Raw genomic sequence first — 18,525 nt, forward strand, 5'->3', positions numbered from 1 at the left:
AATGATTTCCGGATGGTTATTATTGTGTGCATATCCTAGCTTGCTGATTTAGTACTGTATTGAACAGATTTAACCTGCTTTGCCTGAAACAACTTTTGAAGTTTCCCGGGTGACAGACCTAATCTACTCTTCATAGCTCTGCTCATATGACTCTGATCGGAAAAGCCTGCATGAAATGCACTATCACTCAGGGGCAGACCTTGAGTCATCGAGCGCAGTGCTTTGCTCAGCTGCAGCTGTTGTTGATAAGCGCTGGCAGAAATATGAAAGTATTGTTTAAATGCACGGGAAAAGTACACCGGATGGATCCCTTGCTGTGTTGCCAGTTCGCTAAGTGACACTGGCTGTTCGGCCTCTTCCAGCAACTTTTTAGCTCGCACCAGCCAATCGGGTCGCTGCCGCTCTCTGACGGTATGTTGAGGGATACCACATTCACTCAGTGTGTCCCAAAAAAGGTCGTGCAACGTATCTAACTGACCATGATACAACGCCTGTAAATAAGATGCCTGCCCTGCCCGGGGACCTGCAGTCAGCCGAGACTGCCATTGATATCGAGGTGAAGTTATTTTATCAAACCGGGTAAGCAGCTCAGGTGACAAGGAAAACGAGAAGATCAGCGTTCCTTGAGCACCGTACTGATCACTGTGCAAAATATGCAGCGGCTTAAAACATAATCCCGGCGTTGCTATATCGAAAGCCGACTGCTCAGTTTGCTCACGCAAGCCACCACTGAGCAGCACGGATAACTGTGCATGATCGTGTCGATGTGCTGGCATCATGCTGCCTGGCGTATAATAGCTCAGCGTTGCCTTTAGCTGAGGAGACACAGTGTGCTGCAGTAGTCTTGTCATCAGTTACTCCTTTGCTGCTGATTTTATTTAAATAACAGCAAAGTGTAAAAACAAGAGCGTAAGAAAATATTGCGGGAAAAAGCATCACGTATAGTGATGGCGGCTACCATACCTGGCAGCCACCGAAACAATGCTTAGCTGTAGAGGTTTTGCGGGACTTTCAGCACCTGAATGTGCACTGTTACTTCTTCGCGGTCGTGGTAGAGGTGTTTGGCCTGTAGCTCGTAGCCTACGCCGTACTTTTTCAACTCATCGCGGATCAGCGTTAAACACTCATAAACCGTATCAAAGCGCTTCTTCATGGGCAGTTTGAGGTTAAAGATCAACTCACGGACAAAGCCGTTGACTATCCAGTCGACCATCAGCTCGCTGACGCGGGTTGGTTTTTCGACCATGTCACACACCAGCCAGTCGATGTTGCGCTTTTCGGGGCGATATTTAAAGCCGTCTTCACGGAAGTGCTTTACCTGCCCGGTTTCCATCAAATCATCGTTCATCGGGCCATTGTCGATTGCCGCCACAAACAACCCGCGGCGTACCAGCTGATAGGTCCAGCCACCCGGACAGGCGCCCAGATCCACGCCGCGCATGCCAGAGCGAACCCGTTCAGGCTCGTTTTCTTTACCAACAAACACATTGAAGGCTTCATCCAGCTTCAGCGTTGAGCGACTCGGGGCATCGGCCGGCATTTTCAGCCTCGGGATCCCCATAAAGAACGGCGAGTTGTTATGACTGAATGAGTAACCGACGTAGGCGGTATCGTTAGCCAGAAACAGCACATGCAGCACCGGTTTATGGGCTTTGTGGTCGCGGGTCAGCTTATTTTGCTTCTCCAGCGCTTTGGCCAGTGGCGTCGAGAATTTTTTACAGAACTTCGACAGCTCTTTGCCTTCATTGGTATCCGGGGTTTCTACCCGCAGATCGCCACACAAAGGGAAACCCCCAACCACCTGTTTTATCTCAGATACGCGGTCTTCAACGGGCATTTTGCTTAACAGCACACCCGCAAACCACTGGCGGGCAAACACCAGGCTGGAAAAATCAACCTGCTTGAGTAGCAGCTCACTCTGAGCCGGGTCAAAACACTCAAAGGTCACATAGCCCGTATTGGGCTTAGCTTTCACGTAACCGGCGACATTATGTAACGCGGCGTGATGCGTAATTTCGGCCGCCGCATCGCTTTCAAAGCCGCTTCGGCAATAAATAACCACACTAGACATAGTGATAAAAAGTCTCTAATCAATTAAAAGGGCTGGCGGGCAACCTGAAACAGCAGCCAGGCCCAGCCAAGAATAAAACACAGTCCGCCCAGTGGCGTAATCGGTCCCAGCCACTTGGCACCGGTCAGCGCCAGCAAGTACAAGCTACCGCTGAACAGGACAATCCCGGTCGCAAATAAATAGCCCGAGAGCTGCACTTTCACGCCCCATTTCAGGAGCAAGGCCACGGCCAGCAGTGCCAGACCGTGGGTCATCTGATATTCAGCGCCGGTTTTAAATATGCCAATGGCATAGTCGTTCAAACGGCTTTTCAGGCCATGGGCGGCAAAGGCCCCCAGCATGACCGACAGCATACAAAATGCCCCGCCCAGCAGTAAGAATAGCTTAGCCATTGAGTATCTCCGCAATTTTAGCGGCAATGGCCTCTGCTGCCAGCTGGCGGTTTTGCGCTTCTGTCAGGCCGCTGGCTTTGCGCGGCTTCAACGAATGGTCGCCATCTTTAAGCCATACCAGCTCAGGCCAACCCTGATCTTCGGCTTGCGCTGCCAAAGCGGTTACCTCGGCGTGATTACCAAACGTATCGCGCTCTCCTTGCAGCACCACAAACGGGCAAGGGATATCGGCAAAGTGCTCGGTACGCAGTTTCTCAGGTTTGCCCGGTGGGTGGAACGGATAACCCAGCGCAAACACGCCCTGTACCTGAATATCGTCTTCACAGACCAGCATAGATGCCATACGCCCGCCCATAGACTTACCACCGATAAACACAGGTAAGTCGTCGAGCTGCGCGCTCAGCACATCGCGATAATGGGCCAGCAGTTTAGGGGCACGCTCCGGCGGGCGACGTTTATCCAGTGCCTTTGCCATCTGCATATAGCCAAAATCAAACAGCCCGACGGTGACTCCCAACGCGCTCACGCGGTTTGCCATGTCCTGCATAAAGTCGCTGTCGCGGCCCGCTCCTGCGCCATGGGCCAGGATAAGTTGCGCCAGAGGTGCACCAGCCTGATGCCACTCGATATCAATCTTTACTTCGCTGTGCGTCATTGTTGTTCCTGTTCTACCATTTCCAGCATCCAGTTTTTGAAGGACACTATTTTACCTAATTCAGCCTGAGATTCACGACACACCAGATAGTAAGCATTTTTACTTTCCAGGTGATGGCTAAATGGAATGATCAAACGGCCCGCGTCCAGGTCGGGTTTAGCCAATACGCTGTTGCCCAGTGCGATCCCCTGACCATGCACCGCTGCCTGAGTCACCATAGACGAGTGACTGAAAATTGGTCCGGTGTTAGCCGGCACGTTGCGCACCCCAGCGGTTTTAAGCCAGGCTTTCCAGGCACGTCGGGTAGTATCGTGCAGCAGGGTGTGATTCGCCAGGTCGCTGGGCTGATCCAGCGGTTTTGGACCATTGAGCAGCAAAGGGCTACACATGGGCACCAGGTATTCGGTATGCAGCTTGTGGGTTTGTACGCCGCTCCAGTTACCCCGGCCATAATAAATGGCTACGTCCACGTCATCGGTTAATGAGTTTTCATCCAGATCCTGTGCTTTTATTCGCACATCAATGTCGGGGTGCAATTCATTAAACAGACTCAGCCTGGGCACCAGCCACTGAATGGCAAAACTGGGCGTCAGGCTCACTGTAAGCGACCCTTTTGCACCACGTGCTAATAGCCTTTCGGTGGCATCGATGAGCTGAGAAAACAGCTCCTTGATATCCAGGAAATAACCCTGCCCTTCTTCCGTTAACAGCAAGGAGCGGTTTTTACGTAAAAAGAGTTTAACCCCGAGGTGCTCTTCCAGAATTTTGATCTGGTGGCTGATGGCCGCCTGAGTGACAAACAGCTCTTCTGCGGCCTTGGTAAAACTCAGATGCCGGGCTGCGGCCTCAAAAGCTTTCAGTGCATTTAATGGGGGTAATCGTCGTGACATGGCGGGAATTCCAAACCAGGCTGATAAAAATGGCGGAGTCTCCTCCGCCAGTAAGTGTCATGTTACAGATCGGCAGCGCTGGTATCTAACGGTGCAAAGCTCTTGACCAAATCGTCCACAGCTTTCATCTGTTGCAAATAGCCTTCAAGCTTTGCCAGCGGCAGTGCACAAGGACCATCGCACTTGGCTTCGTTTGGATTGGGGTGCGCTTCAATAAACAAGCCTGCCAGACCCAGGGCCATGCCGCTGCGAGCCAGCTCAGCCGCCTGCGCACGACGACCATCGGCCGAATCGCTGCGGCCACCCGGGCGCTGCAGGGCATGCGTGGCATCAAAGATCACCGGTGCCATGTGCTTCATGTCATCCATACCCAGCATGTCGACCACCAGGTTGTTATAACCAAAGCTGGTACCACGTTCACACAAGATCACTTGCTCGTTGCCCGCTTCGCTCATCTTTTTGATGATGTGGCGCATCTCGTGTGGTGCCAGAAACTGAGGTTTCTTCACGTTAATCACATTGCCGGTTTTTGCCATGGCCACCACCAGGTCAGTCTGACGCGCCAAAAAGGCCGGAAGCTGGATCACATCAACCACTTCTGCAACCGGTGCCGCCTGATGTGGCTCATGCACGTCGGTAATAAGCGGCACGTTAAAGGTGCTTTTGATTTCTTCAAAGATTTTAAGCCCTTCTTCCATACCCGGACCACGGTATGAGTTAATAGAAGAACGGTTGGCTTTGTCGAACGAGGCTTTAAACACATAAGGAATGCCCAGCTTGCTGGTCACTTCAACATAGTGCTCGGCAATACGCATGGCCAGGTCGCGAGACTCCAGCACATTCATGCCACCAAACAGCACAAAAGGTTTGTCGTTAGCAACTTCGATGTCTGCTACTTTGATAATCTGTGTATTCATTGTTTTTCCTAAAATAGTCGCTAACTGGCAGCGCTAACTGCCAATCACACGTAAAAGTTGTCCGCATAGCCAGGCCGCGTAGGTGCCCAGCGCATAGCCCAATACGGCTAAAAGTACGCCCACCGGTGCCAGCGCCGGGTGGAACGCTGACGCAACCACAGGCGCAGACGCCGCGCCACCAATATTGGCCTTGCTGCCAACCGCCACGTAAAACACGGGCGCTTTAATGAGTTTAGCCACCAAAAATAATAACCCCACATGCACTGCCATCCAGATCAGACCAATGACCACATACTTGGGGGCCTCGACGATTTTAGTGATATCCATGTGCAAGCCTATGGTTGCCACCAGGATGTATAAAAAGCTACTACCCACTTTGGACGCACCTACCGCCTCAAAGTTGCGGGCTTTGGTGAAAGACAGCGCCAGGCCGATGGTGGTGACCAGGACGATGATCCAGAACAGTTTGGAATGCAGAGAAAACTTCTTCAGCTCAGGGAAATTACTGGCAAAGTAAGGCACCAGCAGATCGGCGGCAAAATGCGCCAGGCCGGTTGCACCAAAGGCAAAGGCGATCAGCAGCATTAAGTCTTTTAATTCAGGCCGTCTTGCGTGCTCGGCTTCAAAGGCCTGTACTTTGTCAATCAGGCGCTCAATCGAGGCCGTGTCAGCACCGGTTCGTGCATCGATGTCTTTATGTCTGGCGGCCAAAAATAACAGGCCAGCCATCCACAGGTTGGCAACCACTATGTCCACGGTCACCATAATAGTGAAGATCTCGCCCCCGGCGCCGTAAATTTCCTTCATCGCCACCATGTTGGCACCACCGCCAATCCAGCTACCGGCCAGTGCCGCCATTCCACGCCAGACGGCTTCTGGCCCGGCTACACCGAGTAATTCCGGCATAAAAGTGGCCGTGATCAGCAATGCTATCGGCCCGCCAAGCACCACGCCAACCGTACCGGTCAGAAACATAATGATGGCGCGCTTGCCGAGCCCCATAATGGACTTAAGATCGATACTTAAGGTCAACAACACCAGACAGGCTGGCAGTAAAAAGTACTTAGCAACCGTATACACATCATTACCGCTACCATCTACAATACCGAAGGTATTCAATAGGGAAGGCAGGAAGTAGCACATTAACAGGGCCGGCACATAGCGATAAAACTTGGCCCAGAACCCGGTTTTCAGATTGGAGGTATAGAATACAAAACCCAGAATGATGGCTAACAGGCCAAGCACAACGGCATTATTGGTAATGAGTACACTACTCTCTTGCATGGGATCTCTCTGTTTCCTTGATTATACAAAAACCGCTTGGGAAGCCATGCCGGGTATGCAAGTGAACAAAACGGCGAAGCTCCCTAACATGCAGTGCCTGCTGGCCTCACTTAATGCAGGATATTATTGTGATCGGCCAGCTCTGCGATTTGATTTTGAATGAGCTCTATGGTCGGGTCGTCCGGACATTCATCCACAAAGAACTGTAGATCGTCTTTGGCCATTTTCGGGCAGTTAAGTTGATTTAGCAAATAGCCCCTGTCGCGACGCTCATAAGGATCATCACCCAGTAATTCCATCAGCATTTCAACGCAGCTCAGTGCATGACCAAATTTTTCGGCAGCAATAAACGACCATTTTTGCTGGGCAAGGTAAAGCTTGAAGGCTTCTTCACCAAATACCAGCTCCATGGGCTCCTGCTCTTTATCATCGCCATTTTCCGGGATCACATACCAGGACTGGTGGCCAGAGCTGGGATCTATGATATAACCTTCCTCGTCACTCAGTGCGATGTGAACCAGCACATCTCCCTGGTTGATGGCCAGACTTGCGGTCAGCTTAGCGCGCTCCAGTAAGTGCACTAAGATCAAGGCCAGCGCCATGCTGGTGCCGCTGCGCATTTTTAACACATAGCAGACGTTGTTTAGCAAATGCTCCGGCACTTTTTGGTCCGTGCCGCTAAACAACCATTGGGTATAAAACGTATCGAGCAGTGCATCCACACACTTGTGCTTATCATCATTTTGATGACAAATGTCGTCAACAGCCTGCTCCAGCTCGGCCAGCAAACATAGCGTGTGTGAGGTATCGGCCTGCGCATCCCAGTGTGGCTCAGCCCAGATACAACGTAACAAGGCAGGCGTCGAGAAATGATCCGTACTTGTGTCGTGTTCATCGAACCAGATATCAGTCATAAATAACGAACTATTTTCTACTGTCTATAGTCATAATGGACTAGTGTAACATTTTTCAACACATTCCCAAGGGGATTTTTATGCGCGGGCAGCAAGGCCCGGTTGCGGGAGGTTAGCGGGCAGCAAGGCTGCCCGGCCTGAGCATTATAATATCAGGGCATTTTTGGCGCTGGCGAGGTAGCCAACAGCCAGTAAGGTCAGTGTGGCTAGCACCAGAGCGCCTGCCTGTTTGGCTTTGGTGGTTGATTTTGCAATTACAAAACCCAGTGCAATGTAGGCAATAACCAGGATAATTTTTTCCATCAACCAGGGCTGCTGCGCCGGATTGAGACTGGCCATCACCGCCAGTGACACCGCCGAGATAAGCAGCACAGTATCGATACTGTGGCTGGCGATGAATACCCCTTTGTTGGCTGCCAGTTTACCACTAGCCAGGCGCGAGATTGCCCGGGTGTAAAACAAAATAATACTCAAAACTGCAAACATCACATGCGTGTGTTTAAGTGCCATGTAGTCCAAAATTGCCCCTTAATAAATAAACGATTAAATTAATCTTCCAGGCGAGCCAGGATCTGCTCCAGCTCATCAATTGCGTCATTAAACACATCAACCAGTTTGGGGTCAAAATGCTTGCCCTTTTGGCTGTTAATTTCTGCTACCACTTCTTCCAGATTATAAGCCGGACGGTAACAGCGTTCATGACGCATTGAGTCGTACACATCCGCAATCGCTGCAATACGACCAAAAATATGGATTTCTTCGCCTTTTTTACCGCTCGGGTAGCCGCTGCCATCCCAGCGCTCGTGGTGGTCACGGGCGATCATAGCGCCAGCATTGACGATTTCACGGCGTGAATCGCGCAGGATCTGATAGCCTTTTTGAGTATGAGACTTCATCACCTCCCACTCTTCGTCCGCAAGCTTATTGGGTTTGTTCAAAATGGCATCGGGAATGCCCACATTGCCCACATCGTGCAGTGGAGACGCCAGTCGCACCAACTCGGCTTCGCGATAACTCAGCCCATAGCGCTTGGCCAGCACATAACAGATGTTAGCCACACGTTTTACGTGATTACCCGATTCAGTCGAGCGTTGCTCCAGCGCTTCACTCAGGCGATATACCAGCTCCTGCTGGGTGTCTTCAATTTCCGCCTGCAGCTGAACATTTTCATAAGCCAGTTGTACGTTTTGCGAGAATATTTTGATCAGGTGTTTTTGTGTGTCGGTCAAAAACTCAGGGATCCCTGATACAAACAACATAGACGCGTGATTATATTCGCTGGAGCAGTAAGCAAACAGGTAGTTGTCCTTGTAGACAATCCCGCGGTCCTGCAAGGCCTGCCGGCAGGCTTCCATTTGTTCCGGCGCCAGTACCTCTTCTATTGGTTTGCCTTCGCTTCTGGCAAATTCGCCCCGACCGGTAAACACCACCAGTTTATCGCTGCTGTCACTGGGGTCGTTACTGGCCACCAAAGAGGTGGCATAAATGGCTTCATCCACAGTCCCCAGTAACGAGGTAAGCTGCTGGATAACGCCTTCTATAAATTGATCAATGGAGTGTGAGGCAAAGATATTACGTGAGGCTGTGATGATTTTTTCCAGCCCCTGGCGAGATTGATCAATGGACAAGATATCCCGGTAAGAGCGCAGACTCGACATCACCACAGTAAACAGCTTTTGCGCCGTCAGTTCTGTTTTGGACTTGTAGTCATTGATATCATAATTGACGATAACCTGACGCTCCGGTGCCTGGCCAGGCTGGCCGGTACGCAAAATAATGCGAATGTTGTTATTCTTTGCTGTTTCACGAATAAACTGCGCGACTCGCAGGCCCGCATCATCCGTTTCCATCACCACATCAAGCAGTACAATGGCTGCATCGGGGTGGTCCATAACCACCTTTTTTGCTTCCTCACCGGAATAGGCGCTGAGAAATTCCAGGCGCTTTTTCTGAAATTCAAAGTCGCTGAGCGCGAGTTTAGTTACCGCATGCACTTCTGGTTCATCATCAACAATGATGACCTTCCAGGTGCCACTTTTTTCCTGTACTTCTACTTCACCCGGATCGTCTGAAAACAAAAAATCATCCATTGGAGAGTCCTTAACACTCTTATATACATATATCTCGCCAGCAATGCTCCGCTGGCGGACTTAAAGCCGACACTGTATGCGCATGTTTATCCAGAACAGAAGTCCAGGCTAGGCATACTGCTGCGATTTAACCAGGTGGGATTATTGCGGCTTTTGCGCCATCGTCACCCTATCACAGCCTGCCATATCTTTTATTGTAAGTATATTGCGATAGTTCATTTGTGCAAAAATCTGCTGAACGCCAGCAGCTTGCTGATAACCGTGCTCAAACATCAGATAGCCATCTGGCGCCAGATAGGCCTGAGCCTGCTCAATGATATGACGGATATCGGCATAACCTTGCTCCGGGGCCACCAAAGCCGATAATGGCTCAAAACGCACATCGCCCTGGCTCAGGTGTTCATCTTGCTCACAGATATAAGGCGGATTGCTGACAATCAGATCAAAACGCTGATCTGCTAATGCTGAAAACCAGTCACTGTGGTAGATCTCAACATGTTCAAAGCCAAGGCGCTGACGGTTTTTCTCTGCCAGTGCTACCGCATCATGTGAGAAGTCGACACCAATTAGTTGCCAGCCGGGCTGCTCCGATGCCAGTGCCAGCACAATGGCGCCCGTCCCGGTGCCCAGGTCGAGCACTTTGGCCTGCGCAGACAAAGGCAATGCAAGCGCCTGCTCAACCAGGGTTTCGGTATCCGGACGAGGGATCAGTGTACTGTTATTGACGTATAAAGGCAGGCTCCAGAATTCCCGCTCTCCGGTAAGGTGGGCAACTGGCTCACCCGCTTGTCGACGTTCGACCAGGGTTGCAAAACGCTGCTGTTGCTCGGCGTTTAGTTCAGCTTCGGGCCAGGCAAATAAATAGCTACGGTTTTTCTGAAGGATATGCAAAAGCAGCACTTCGGCATCGAGTTTCGCTGACTCTGAACTGCTCTGAAGTTGCCCGCTCGCCCAGGCAATCGCCTGGGCAAGGGTTGAATGTTGCGTCATTAGTCGTCGCCCATGGCTGCCAACAAGTCAGCCTGATACTCCAATACTAACGGGTCGATAACCGCACCCAGATCACCGGCTACAACTTCATTCAGACGATAAAGCGTCAGGTTAATACGGTGATCCGTAATACGGCCCTGTGGATAGTTGTAAGTCCGGATCCGCTCAGAGCGGTCACCGCTACCTACCAGGTTACGACGTTCGCTTGCCTCAGCAGCCTGACGTTTTTCATCTTCTGCCTGTTGCAAGCGCGCGCCCAGTACCGACAGCGCTTTAGCGCGGTTTTTGTGCTGCGAACGCTCGTCCTGACATTCAACCACAACGCCCGTTGGGATGTGGGTAATACGAATGGCAGAGTCGGTTTTGTTAACGTGCTGACCACCGGCGCCCGAGGCACGGAAGGTGTCGACTTTCAGGTCGGCTGGGTTAATTTCGATGGCTTCCGCTTCCGGGATCTCTGCCATGACTGCTACGGTACACGCTGAAGTGTGAACACGGCCCTGAGATTCGGTCTCTGGTACACGCTGTACACGGTGTGCGCCCGACTCAAACTTGAGCTTTCCGTAAACCCCATCTCCTTTGATGTTAGCAATGATCTCTTTGTAACCACCGTGTTCACCTTCGTTGGCACTGACCACTTCCACTTGCCACTTCTGGGTTTCGGCATAACGGCTGTACATACGGAACAAGTCACCGGCAAAGATAGCCGCTTCGTCACCGCCCGTACCGGCACGGACTTCCAAAAATACGTTGTTGTCGTCTTTGGGGTCTTTCGGTAGCATCAGGATCTGGAGCTGATCTTCAAGCTCACTGATTTGTTCTTTTGCTTCTTTATATTCTTCCTGCGCCATTTCGCGCATATCAGGATCTGGTTCCTTAAGCATTTCTTCAGCCGCAGCCACGTTTTCTTGCGCCTGCTGATAAGCCGTAAATGCCTTCACGACGTCTTCCAGCTCTGAGTATTCTTTTGATAACGCGCGAAAACGATTTTGATCGCCGATAACTTCCGGATCCCCCAGCATGGCTTCCACTTCTTCGTGGCGCTCTACCAGCGTTTCCAACTTACGATAGACGGACTCTTTCATTTAATTTTTATTCCTGCTCAATACCTAATGCTTGTTTTAATACTGCAATGCGCTCTATATCACCCTCTTTTGCCGCCGCCTGAATGGCCCGGGTCGGTGCATGAGTGAGTCGATTGGTAAGCTTATTTGCCAGCTCTAACAAGACCTTTTCTGAATTCTTACCCGATTGTAGCTGATTTAACGCCTTTTCCACGAGCTCTAATTTAATCGTCTGGGCCGAATCACGATAGTCACGGATCACATCCACCGAGGTCAAAGAACGTTGCCACTGTGCAAACTCGTGGGTTTTGTCATCAATGATATGCTGGGCTTCGCGTGCTGCCTGCTCCCGCGACGCCATGTTTTCATTCACGATCGCCTGCAGGTCGTCCACCGTATAAAGGTAGGCCGCATCTAAATCATTGACCTGGCTTTCGATATCACGTGGCACCGCAATATCCACGAACAGCATCGGCTTATGCTTGCGTTTTTTCAGGGCCTGCTCAACCACCCCTTTACCTATGATGGGCAAAGTGCTGGCGGTAGAACTGATCACTATGTCTGCCTGGTGTAATTGCTCGGGCAGCTGGGCCAAAGAAATGACACTGGCGTTTATTTCATCTGCCAGCGTTTGCGCCCGCTCAATAGTGCGGTTGGCTACTGTGATAGCCTTGGGGTTGTGCTGAGACAGGTGCTTGGCTACCAGCTCTATGGTTTCACCCGCGCCGATTAATAACACATTGGTTTTTTCCAGTTGACCATAAATATGCTTGGCCAGATTGACGGCCGCATACGCCACAGAGACGGCGCTGGCACCAATTTCAGTCTCGGTGCGCACTTGCTTGGCCACAGAAAACGTTTTTTGAAACAAGCGTTCAAACACTGGCTGAATGCCGTTATGCGCTTTGGCACTGTTATAAGCTTGCTTTATTTGACCCAGAATCTGTGGCTCGCCCAGCACCAGTGAATCCAGTCCACAGGCCACGCGCATCAGGTGATTGACGGCATCCTGATTGTGATGCACATAGACGTTTTCGGCCAGCTCTTGCTCTTCTATCCGGTGAAATTCAGCCAGCCAGCCCAGAAGCGCTTGGGAATTCGAGTCCCCAAGGCTACAATAGATTTCGGTCCGATTGCAGGTAGAAACAATCACGGACTCATTAAACTGCGGTAACTCAGACAGCTGCTGTAGCGCATCCGATAGCTGTTGCGGAGAAAAAGCGACTTTTTCCCTCAATTCGACGGACGCGGTTTTGTGATTGATCCCAAGTGCGATGATGGTCATAACTGCCAGTATTGCTCAAGCCCTGCTTTAAAGCCGCTAATTTTACCAAAAATCAATCGAATATGGAAAGTAAGGAACTCAGTTTGAAACAGTTTCATTTGATTTTGCTCATGTTTTTATTGTTTCTGGGCGGATGTGCGCAGCGTATTACGCTCCCTGACGAGCATGCACAGCAAAATCGTCCCGAAAAATATAACAACTGGCGGGCCACAGGTAAGCTGGCTTTTATCTCTCCCGAAGAGCGTCAGTCTGCCAACTTTAACTGGCAGTATCGTGAACAAAAACAAACCCTGACGCTCAATACCTTTATCGGGACTCAGGTCCTCAAGTTGCAAGAATTCGATCAGCACAGTGTGCTGACGCTCAAAGATAACACCTATACCAGTGAAGATAGCAGCGATTTGGTGTACCGCCTGAGCGGCTGGCAACTGCCTGTTTCGCAGGCCCCTCAATGGTTAACCGGTAATATAGACGCGCCTGGCAATCAATATAATGATAAACAACAATTAACTCAGGCCACCTGGCAAGACGAGCAAGGCCTGCGCTGGCAGGTTGCTTACCAAACCTATCAACGCGTTAACGGACTGACACTACCAACCCGGCTAACGCTTACGCACAAAGACATCACTATTAAGATCCGTATCAGCAACTGGCACTTTGAGACCTTATGAAGACACTGACATTAACAGCCCCGGCCAAACTGAACCTGTTTTTGCACATCAATGGCCGTCGTGCGGATGGCTACCATGAACTGGAAACCCTGTTCACTATGCTGGAGTATGGCGATGAACTGACTTTCTCGCTTATCAAGCAAGATATTGTGGAGATCGGGGGCGATGTCGCAGGCATTCCGTTGCAAGAGAATTTGATTTACCGTGCTGCCGAAGCGCTCAGGCCCCATAAAAAATCACCATTCGGTGCCCATGTTCAGCTGGTTAAAAAGCTTCCTATGGGTGGCGGCGTGGGGGGCGGTTCATCAGACGCTGCAACCACCTTGCTTGCCTTAAACACATTGTGGCAATGTGACTTGTCACTTGACCAGCTTGCAGATATCGGATTATCACTCGGTGCGGATGTCCCCGTCTTTGTACGTGGGAAAACAGCGCTGGCGCAAGGGGTTGGAGAGAAGCTGAGCCCCTATACTCTGGCAAAAAAACACTATCTGGTGGTCTTCCCCAATGTCCATGTTGGCACTGTGGAAGTATTCACACACCCAGAGCTGCCGCGAAATACCCCCAAGCTGCCTGAGGGCTGGACCATTGATCAGACACACAACGACTGTCAGGCATTAGTCAAAAAGCTCTACCCCGAGGTTGAAAAAACCCTGAGCTGGTTGCTAAAATATGCGCCGTCCAGAATGACGGGAACCGGAGGATGTTGCTTTGCAGAATTTGATTCAGCACAGGCGGCACAGCGTGTACTCGAACAACTCCCGTCTCACTGGACCGGCTTTGTTACCCAAAGCGCAAGCGAGTCAATTGCCCATCGGCAACTGGCTGCATGGCGTAAAGATGAAGTAAAATAGTTTAAGTTAGCCTGTTTTGACACTGTCACAGACGCCGTCATTGCAAAATATATATTACAGTGCCTGAGGAACCCTACCGTGCCCGACATGAAGCTCTTCGCTGGTAACGCAACACCTGAGCTAGCTCAAAAAGTTGCAAAACGTTTGTTTATCGAATTAGGTGATGCCGTTGTAGGCCGTTTTAGCGACGGCGAGATCAGCGTTCAAATCAATGAAAATGTTCGTGGTTCTGATGTATTCATCGTCCAATCCACTTGTGCACCAACCAATGACAACCTGATGGAACTCATTGTGATGGTGGATGCTTTACGTCGTGCTTCTGCAGGTCGTATTACCGCCGTTATTCCATACTTCGGCTATGCCCGTCAGGATCGTCGTGTACGTTCTGCGCGTGTGCCAATCACTGCAAAAGTTGTTGCGGACTTCTTATCAAGCGTTGGTGTTGACCGCGTTTTGACGGTAGACCTGCACGCTGAACAGATCCAGGGCTTCTTCGATGTGCCTGTAGACAATGTGTTTGGTAGCCCGGTGCTGCTTGAAGACATGAAAGAGCGCGATTTTGACGATGTTGTGGTCGTGTCGCCAGATATTGGTGGTGTCGTACGTGCGCGTGCAATCGCCAAACTGCTGGATGACAAAGACCTGGCTATCATCGACAAACGTCGCCCACAGGCTAACGTTTCTCAGGTCATGCACATCATTGGTGACGTGGAAGGCCGTGACTGTATCATCGTCGACGATATGATTGATACCGGTGGTACGCTGTGTAAAGCCGCTGCTGCACTGAAAGAGCACGGTGCTAAGCGCGTATTTGCTTATGCCACACACCCGGTTCTGTCTGGTAATGCCGCAGAGAACCTGCGCAACTCAGTGATCGACGAAGTGATTGTCACTGACTCAATTACGCTGTCGGACGAGCTAAAGTCTGTTGATAAGATCAAAGTACTGACACTGGCTGATATGCTGGCTGAAACCATTCGCCGCATCAGCAACGAAGAGTCTATCTCTGCGATGTTTGAACACTAATCCGTGTTCACTGGCAAAGAAAAAGCACCTTAGGGTGCTTTTTTTATATCCAAAGGTTTGCAAGGCTGCTGGTTAGTGGTATATTAGCGCGCCTTTTTACTGGGCTTGCTTTGGATACAACCATGGCGAGTACAGTGATTTACCGAAGTGCTTGGTCGCGAGCCCTTCGAAGTATTAACTAAAATAATTGGAGACACTCATGTCACAATACGTATTAAACGCTGAAGTACGCGAAACTCTGGGTACTGGTGCGAGCCGCCGCCTACGTCGCGAAGAAAAAGTTCCTGCTATCCTTTACGGTGCAGGCAAAGACGCTGTTTCGCTTACTCTTGAGCACAACAAAGTTATCCAGATGCAAGAAGACGAGGGTTTCTACACGCACATCCTGACTCTGAACATCGGTGGTGAGTCTGTTGAAGCTATCCTGAAAGACATCCAACGTCACCCGTACAAGCCTAAGGTAACTCACCTTGACTTCCAACGCGTTGACGCTTCTCAAAAGCTTCACACTAAAGTGCCTGTTCACTTCCTGAACGAAGAAGCAGCAACTAAAGGCGGCAACACTGTTGCTCACCACGTAACTGAAATCGAAATCACGTGTCTGCCAGCTCAGCTTCCTGAGTTCGTAGAAGTTGACGTAGCAGCTATCGAAGTTGGCGCAACTGTACACCTTTCAGACATCACTCTTCCAGCTGGTGTAGTTTCTGTTGAGCTAGCTAAAGGTGCAGACCACGACCAAGCGGTTGTAACTGTAAACGCACCTAAAGGCGGCGCTGCTGAAGAAACAGCTGAAGAAGCTGCTGAATAATTTCTAAGGTGTTAGCACCTTGAATACTATTCAAATGCTAGTGGGCCTGGCTAATCCAGGCCCCGAATACGCAAACACCCGTCACAATGCCGGTGCCTGGTTTATCGAAGAACTGGCCAAGCGCTACAACGTCCCCCTCAAACCTGACTCAAAACACCATGGCCTTAGTGGCAAGCTTATCCTGAACAATCAGGAATTTAAGCTACTGATCCCAACCACCTTTATGAACCTAAGCGGTAAAGCCGTAGGTAGCCTGGCAAACTTCTATAAGATCCCGCCAGAGCAGATCCTGGTTGCGCATGATGAGATGGATATGGAACCTGGTGTCGCCAAAATCAAAAAAGGCGGCGGTCACGGTGGGCACAATGGTCTCAAAGACATAATCGCCAAGCTGGGCAATAACAAAGAGTTTATGCGCCTGCGTATAGGTATTGGCCACCCTGGACACAGAGACAAAGTAACAGGTTGGGTGCTGGGCAAAGCCCCTCAGGCAGATCAGGAAAAAATCGATGCTGTGGTAGATGAAGCCGTGCGTTGTATGGAAATTCTGGCCAAAGACGGTGTGTTAAAAGCACAAAATAGACTACATTCTTTTAAGCCGTAACACCGACGCTCCCGTCCCGTTACAGCTGTGATTGATGGCAAACTAAAGGTTTTAAACTATGGGTTTTAAATGTGGCATTGTTGGCCTACCTAACGTAGGTAAGTCAACCCTATTCAATGCATTAACCAAAGCGGGCATCGAAGCCGCGAACTTCCCTTTTTGTACTATCGAGCCAAACACCGGCGTAGTTGCCGTTCCGGATCAGCGTCTGGACCAATTGGCTGCGATTGTGAATCCACAAAAAACCATCGCAACCACGATGGAGTTTGTTGATATCGCAGGCCTGGTAAAGGGCGCATCTAAAGGTGAAGGCCTGGGTAACCAGTTCTTAGCAAACATTCGCGAAACAGATGCCATTGGTCATGTTGTTCGCTGCTTTGAAGACGAAAACATCGTCCACGTATCTGGCCAGGTAAACCCGGCAGACGATATTGATGTTATCAACACTGAGCTGGTTTTAGCAGATATGGAAGCGGCCGATCGCGCAGCACAACGTAACGCTAAAAAAGCCAAAGGTGGCGATAAAGACGCTAAATTCCAAAACGAAGTACTGGAAAAGGTCAAAGCACATCTGGATGAAGGGTTAACACTGCGTTCACTGGAGCTGACAAAAGAAGAACTGGCTGCGATTAAGCCGCTTAACTTCTTAACGATTAAGCCGACCATGTACATCGCAAACGTGACTGAAGATGGTTTCGAAAATAACCCATTCTTAGACCAGGTACGTGAGATTGCCGCAGCGGAAGAAGCCGTTGTGATCCCGGTCTGTGCTGCAATTGAATCTGAACTGTCTGAACTAGAAGAAGAAGACAAGCTTGAATTCATGGCTGACCTTGGTCTGGAAGAGCCAGGGCTTAACCTGGTGATCCGTGGCGGTTACGAGCTACTGAAACTACAAACCTACTTTACGGCAGGTGTTAAAGAAGTGCGCGCATGGACTATTCCTGTTGGTGCGACTGCGCCACAGGCAGCGGGTAAGATCCACACCGACTTTGAGCGTGGCTTTATTCGTGCACAAACCATTGGTTTTAATGATTACATTGAATACCAAGGTGAAAGCGGTGCGAAAGACGCAGGTAAAATGCGCCAGGAAGGTAAAGATTACATCGTTAAAGACGGCGATGTGATGAACTTCTTGTTCAATGTCTAAGTAACTGCATTCAATATTGACCAAGTTTATTGGTCTGACAAAAAGCGCCTGATGGCGCTTTTTTTGTCTTTCTCTTACACTGTATGAGGAATTATTGGCTGAATTGCGCTAAAAACAGCCCGCTTCGCTTAATTTATCTGCAAACAAACTGTGTTAGGTATTTTTTTGCAAAAAAGGTGTTGACGACATACGGGCATATACGCATAATACGCCCCGCATCAGCGATGATGAGAAATTAAAGAGATGGCTATGTAGCTCAGCTGGTTAGAGCACATCACTCATAATGATGGGGTCCCCTGTTCAAATCAGGGCATAGCCACCATGCTTTAATTACTACCAAAACTCATTGTATAGTTGAATTGCAAATAAATGCGGAAGTGGCGGAATTGGGCAGATGTTTAGAAATAGACGCTGGATTTAGGTTCCACATAGAAGCAAAAGATGTGCGGAAGTGGCGGAATTGGTAGACGCGCTGGATTTAGGTTCCAGTATCTTCGGATGTGAGAGTTCAAGTCTCTCCTTCCGCACCATGTTCTCGATAAGAACTAAAATAATCGACTTTTCGTTGGAGTATCGCCCCATAATGGATAAGCGGTAAGGACAGAAGAGAGAGGTTTTAACCCCTCACTCATCCACCCCCAGATTCAAATCCTGGGACCAACATTTAGGTTTGAGTTTTCGTTGGAGTATCGCCAAGCGGTAAGGCAGCGGGTTTTGATCCCGCCATTCCCAGGTTCAAATCCTGGTACTCCAGCCATTGGCTATGTAGCTCAGCTGGTTAGAGCACATCACTCATAATGATGGGGTCCCCTGTTCAAATCAGGGCATAGCCACCACGTTGCGGAAGTGGCGGAATTGGT

At 50.1% G+C, this 18,525-nt stretch carries 19 protein-coding genes and 4 tRNA genes; 10 read left to right on the forward strand and 13 right to left on the reverse strand.

The genetic code is table 11. The annotated features are described in order from the left end of the window. Window positions 1-35 precede the first annotated feature (35 nt). From TW77_RS19230 to hemA, 13 genes are all read right to left on the reverse strand, one after another. Entirely contained in the window at window positions 36-851 is an 816-nt protein-coding gene (locus TW77_RS19230; protein WP_046006601.1) for an AraC family transcriptional regulator, read from the reverse strand. Between the two features lie 134 nt (window positions 852-985). Then, complete coding sequence (rlmM, locus tag TW77_RS19235; protein ID WP_046006602.1) at window positions 986-2,071, reverse strand: 23S rRNA (cytidine(2498)-2'-O)-methyltransferase RlmM; 1,086 nt, start codon at window positions 2,069-2,071, stop codon at window positions 986-988. 23 nt (window positions 2,072-2,094) lie between these two features. Beyond that, on the reverse strand, window positions 2,095-2,463 hold the full coding sequence (locus TW77_RS19240) for a DUF423 domain-containing protein (protein WP_046006603.1): 369 nt from the start codon (window positions 2,461-2,463) through the stop codon (window positions 2,095-2,097). Further along, complete coding sequence (locus tag TW77_RS19245) at window positions 2,456-3,118, reverse strand: alpha/beta family hydrolase (RefSeq protein ID WP_046006604.1); 663 nt, start codon at window positions 3,116-3,118, stop codon at window positions 2,456-2,458. Before TW77_RS19245 ends, TW77_RS19240 begins: the two co-directional genes overlap by 8 nt. Next, window positions 3,115-4,008, reverse strand: a complete 894-nt coding sequence (locus TW77_RS19250) for a transcriptional regulator GcvA (protein ID WP_046006605.1) — start codon at window positions 4,006-4,008, stop codon at window positions 3,115-3,117. The genes TW77_RS19245 and TW77_RS19250 overlap by 4 nt, the downstream gene beginning before the upstream one ends. Window positions 4,009-4,070: 62 nt before the next feature. Then, complete coding sequence (kdsA, locus tag TW77_RS19255) at window positions 4,071-4,925, reverse strand: 3-deoxy-8-phosphooctulonate synthase (protein ID WP_046006606.1); 855 nt, start codon at window positions 4,923-4,925, stop codon at window positions 4,071-4,073. A gap of 33 nt (window positions 4,926-4,958) precedes the next feature. Continuing rightward, a complete protein-coding gene (locus TW77_RS19260; RefSeq protein ID WP_046006607.1) occupies window positions 4,959-6,209 on the reverse strand; it encodes a DUF819 domain-containing protein in 1,251 nt (416 codons plus the stop codon). A 110-nt stretch (window positions 6,210-6,319) separates the two neighbouring features. Beyond that, window positions 6,320-7,123 carry a tetratricopeptide repeat protein gene (locus tag TW77_RS19265; RefSeq protein WP_046006608.1) on the reverse strand — a complete coding sequence of 268 codons (804 nt, stop codon included), beginning with the start codon at window positions 7,121-7,123 and terminating at the stop codon, window positions 6,320-6,322. A 144-nt stretch (window positions 7,124-7,267) separates the two neighbouring features. Further along, on the reverse strand, window positions 7,268-7,642 hold the full coding sequence (locus tag TW77_RS19270) for a SirB2 family protein (protein WP_046006609.1): 375 nt from the start codon (window positions 7,640-7,642) through the stop codon (window positions 7,268-7,270). A 29-nt stretch (window positions 7,643-7,671) separates the two neighbouring features. Beyond that, the gene (locus tag TW77_RS19275; RefSeq protein ID WP_046006610.1) at window positions 7,672-9,213 is read right to left on the reverse strand and encodes a response regulator; all 1,542 of its coding nucleotides are present in this window, start codon (window positions 9,211-9,213) and stop codon (window positions 7,672-7,674) included. Between the two features lie 141 nt (window positions 9,214-9,354). Further along, window positions 9,355-10,203 (reverse strand): peptide chain release factor N(5)-glutamine methyltransferase, encoded by an 849-nt coding sequence (gene prmC / locus TW77_RS19280; protein WP_046006611.1) that lies wholly within the window; start codon window positions 10,201-10,203, stop codon window positions 9,355-9,357. After that, the gene (gene prfA / locus TW77_RS19285; protein ID WP_046006612.1) at window positions 10,203-11,288 is read right to left on the reverse strand and encodes a peptide chain release factor 1; all 1,086 of its coding nucleotides are present in this window, start codon (window positions 11,286-11,288) and stop codon (window positions 10,203-10,205) included. Before prfA ends, prmC begins: the two co-directional genes overlap by 1 nt. Window positions 11,289-11,295: 7 nt before the next feature. Next, entirely contained in the window at window positions 11,296-12,552 is a 1,257-nt protein-coding gene (hemA, locus tag TW77_RS19290; RefSeq protein ID WP_046006613.1) for a glutamyl-tRNA reductase, read from the reverse strand. Window positions 12,553-12,635: 83 nt separating this feature from the next. On the opposite strand from hemA, the gene lolB reads away from it, so the two are divergent. The 10 genes from lolB (at window position 12,636) to TW77_RS19340 (ending at window position 18,501) form a co-directional block, all read left to right on the forward strand. Then, entirely contained in the window at window positions 12,636-13,223 is a 588-nt protein-coding gene (gene lolB / locus TW77_RS19295) for a lipoprotein insertase outer membrane protein LolB (protein WP_082078982.1), read from the forward strand. Next, window positions 13,220-14,077 (forward strand): 4-(cytidine 5'-diphospho)-2-C-methyl-D-erythritol kinase, encoded by an 858-nt coding sequence (gene ispE / locus TW77_RS19300; protein ID WP_046006615.1) that lies wholly within the window; start codon window positions 13,220-13,222, stop codon window positions 14,075-14,077. The genes lolB and ispE overlap by 4 nt, the downstream gene beginning before the upstream one ends. Window positions 14,078-14,155: 78 nt before the next feature. Next, window positions 14,156-15,103 (forward strand): ribose-phosphate pyrophosphokinase, encoded by a 948-nt coding sequence (locus TW77_RS19305; RefSeq protein ID WP_010386544.1) that lies wholly within the window; start codon window positions 14,156-14,158, stop codon window positions 15,101-15,103. Window positions 15,104-15,302: 199 nt separating this feature from the next. After that, window positions 15,303-15,911: a 50S ribosomal protein L25/general stress protein Ctc gene (locus TW77_RS19310; protein ID WP_046006616.1), complete on the forward strand. Its 609-nt coding sequence runs from the start codon at window positions 15,303-15,305 to the stop codon at window positions 15,909-15,911. A 19-nt stretch (window positions 15,912-15,930) separates the two neighbouring features. After that, window positions 15,931-16,515: an aminoacyl-tRNA hydrolase gene (gene pth, locus TW77_RS19315; protein ID WP_046006617.1), complete on the forward strand. Its 585-nt coding sequence runs from the start codon at window positions 15,931-15,933 to the stop codon at window positions 16,513-16,515. A gap of 58 nt (window positions 16,516-16,573) precedes the next feature. Next, entirely contained in the window at window positions 16,574-17,665 is a 1,092-nt protein-coding gene (gene ychF / locus TW77_RS19320; protein WP_046006618.1) for a redox-regulated ATPase YchF, read from the forward strand. A 245-nt stretch (window positions 17,666-17,910) separates the two neighbouring features. Then, window positions 17,911-17,987, forward strand: a tRNA-Met gene (locus tag TW77_RS19325). A gap of 123 nt (window positions 17,988-18,110) precedes the next feature. Continuing rightward, a tRNA-Leu gene (locus TW77_RS19330) sits at window positions 18,111-18,195 on the forward strand. 152 nt (window positions 18,196-18,347) lie between these two features. After that, a tRNA-Gln gene (locus tag TW77_RS19335) sits at window positions 18,348-18,422 on the forward strand. Between the two features lie 2 nt (window positions 18,423-18,424). Beyond that, a tRNA-Met gene (locus TW77_RS19340) sits at window positions 18,425-18,501 on the forward strand. Window positions 18,502-18,525 lie beyond the last annotated feature (24 nt).

Source organism: Pseudoalteromonas rubra (assembly GCF_000967655.1).
GTDB lineage: Bacteria > Pseudomonadota > Gammaproteobacteria > Enterobacterales > Alteromonadaceae > Pseudoalteromonas > Pseudoalteromonas rubra_A.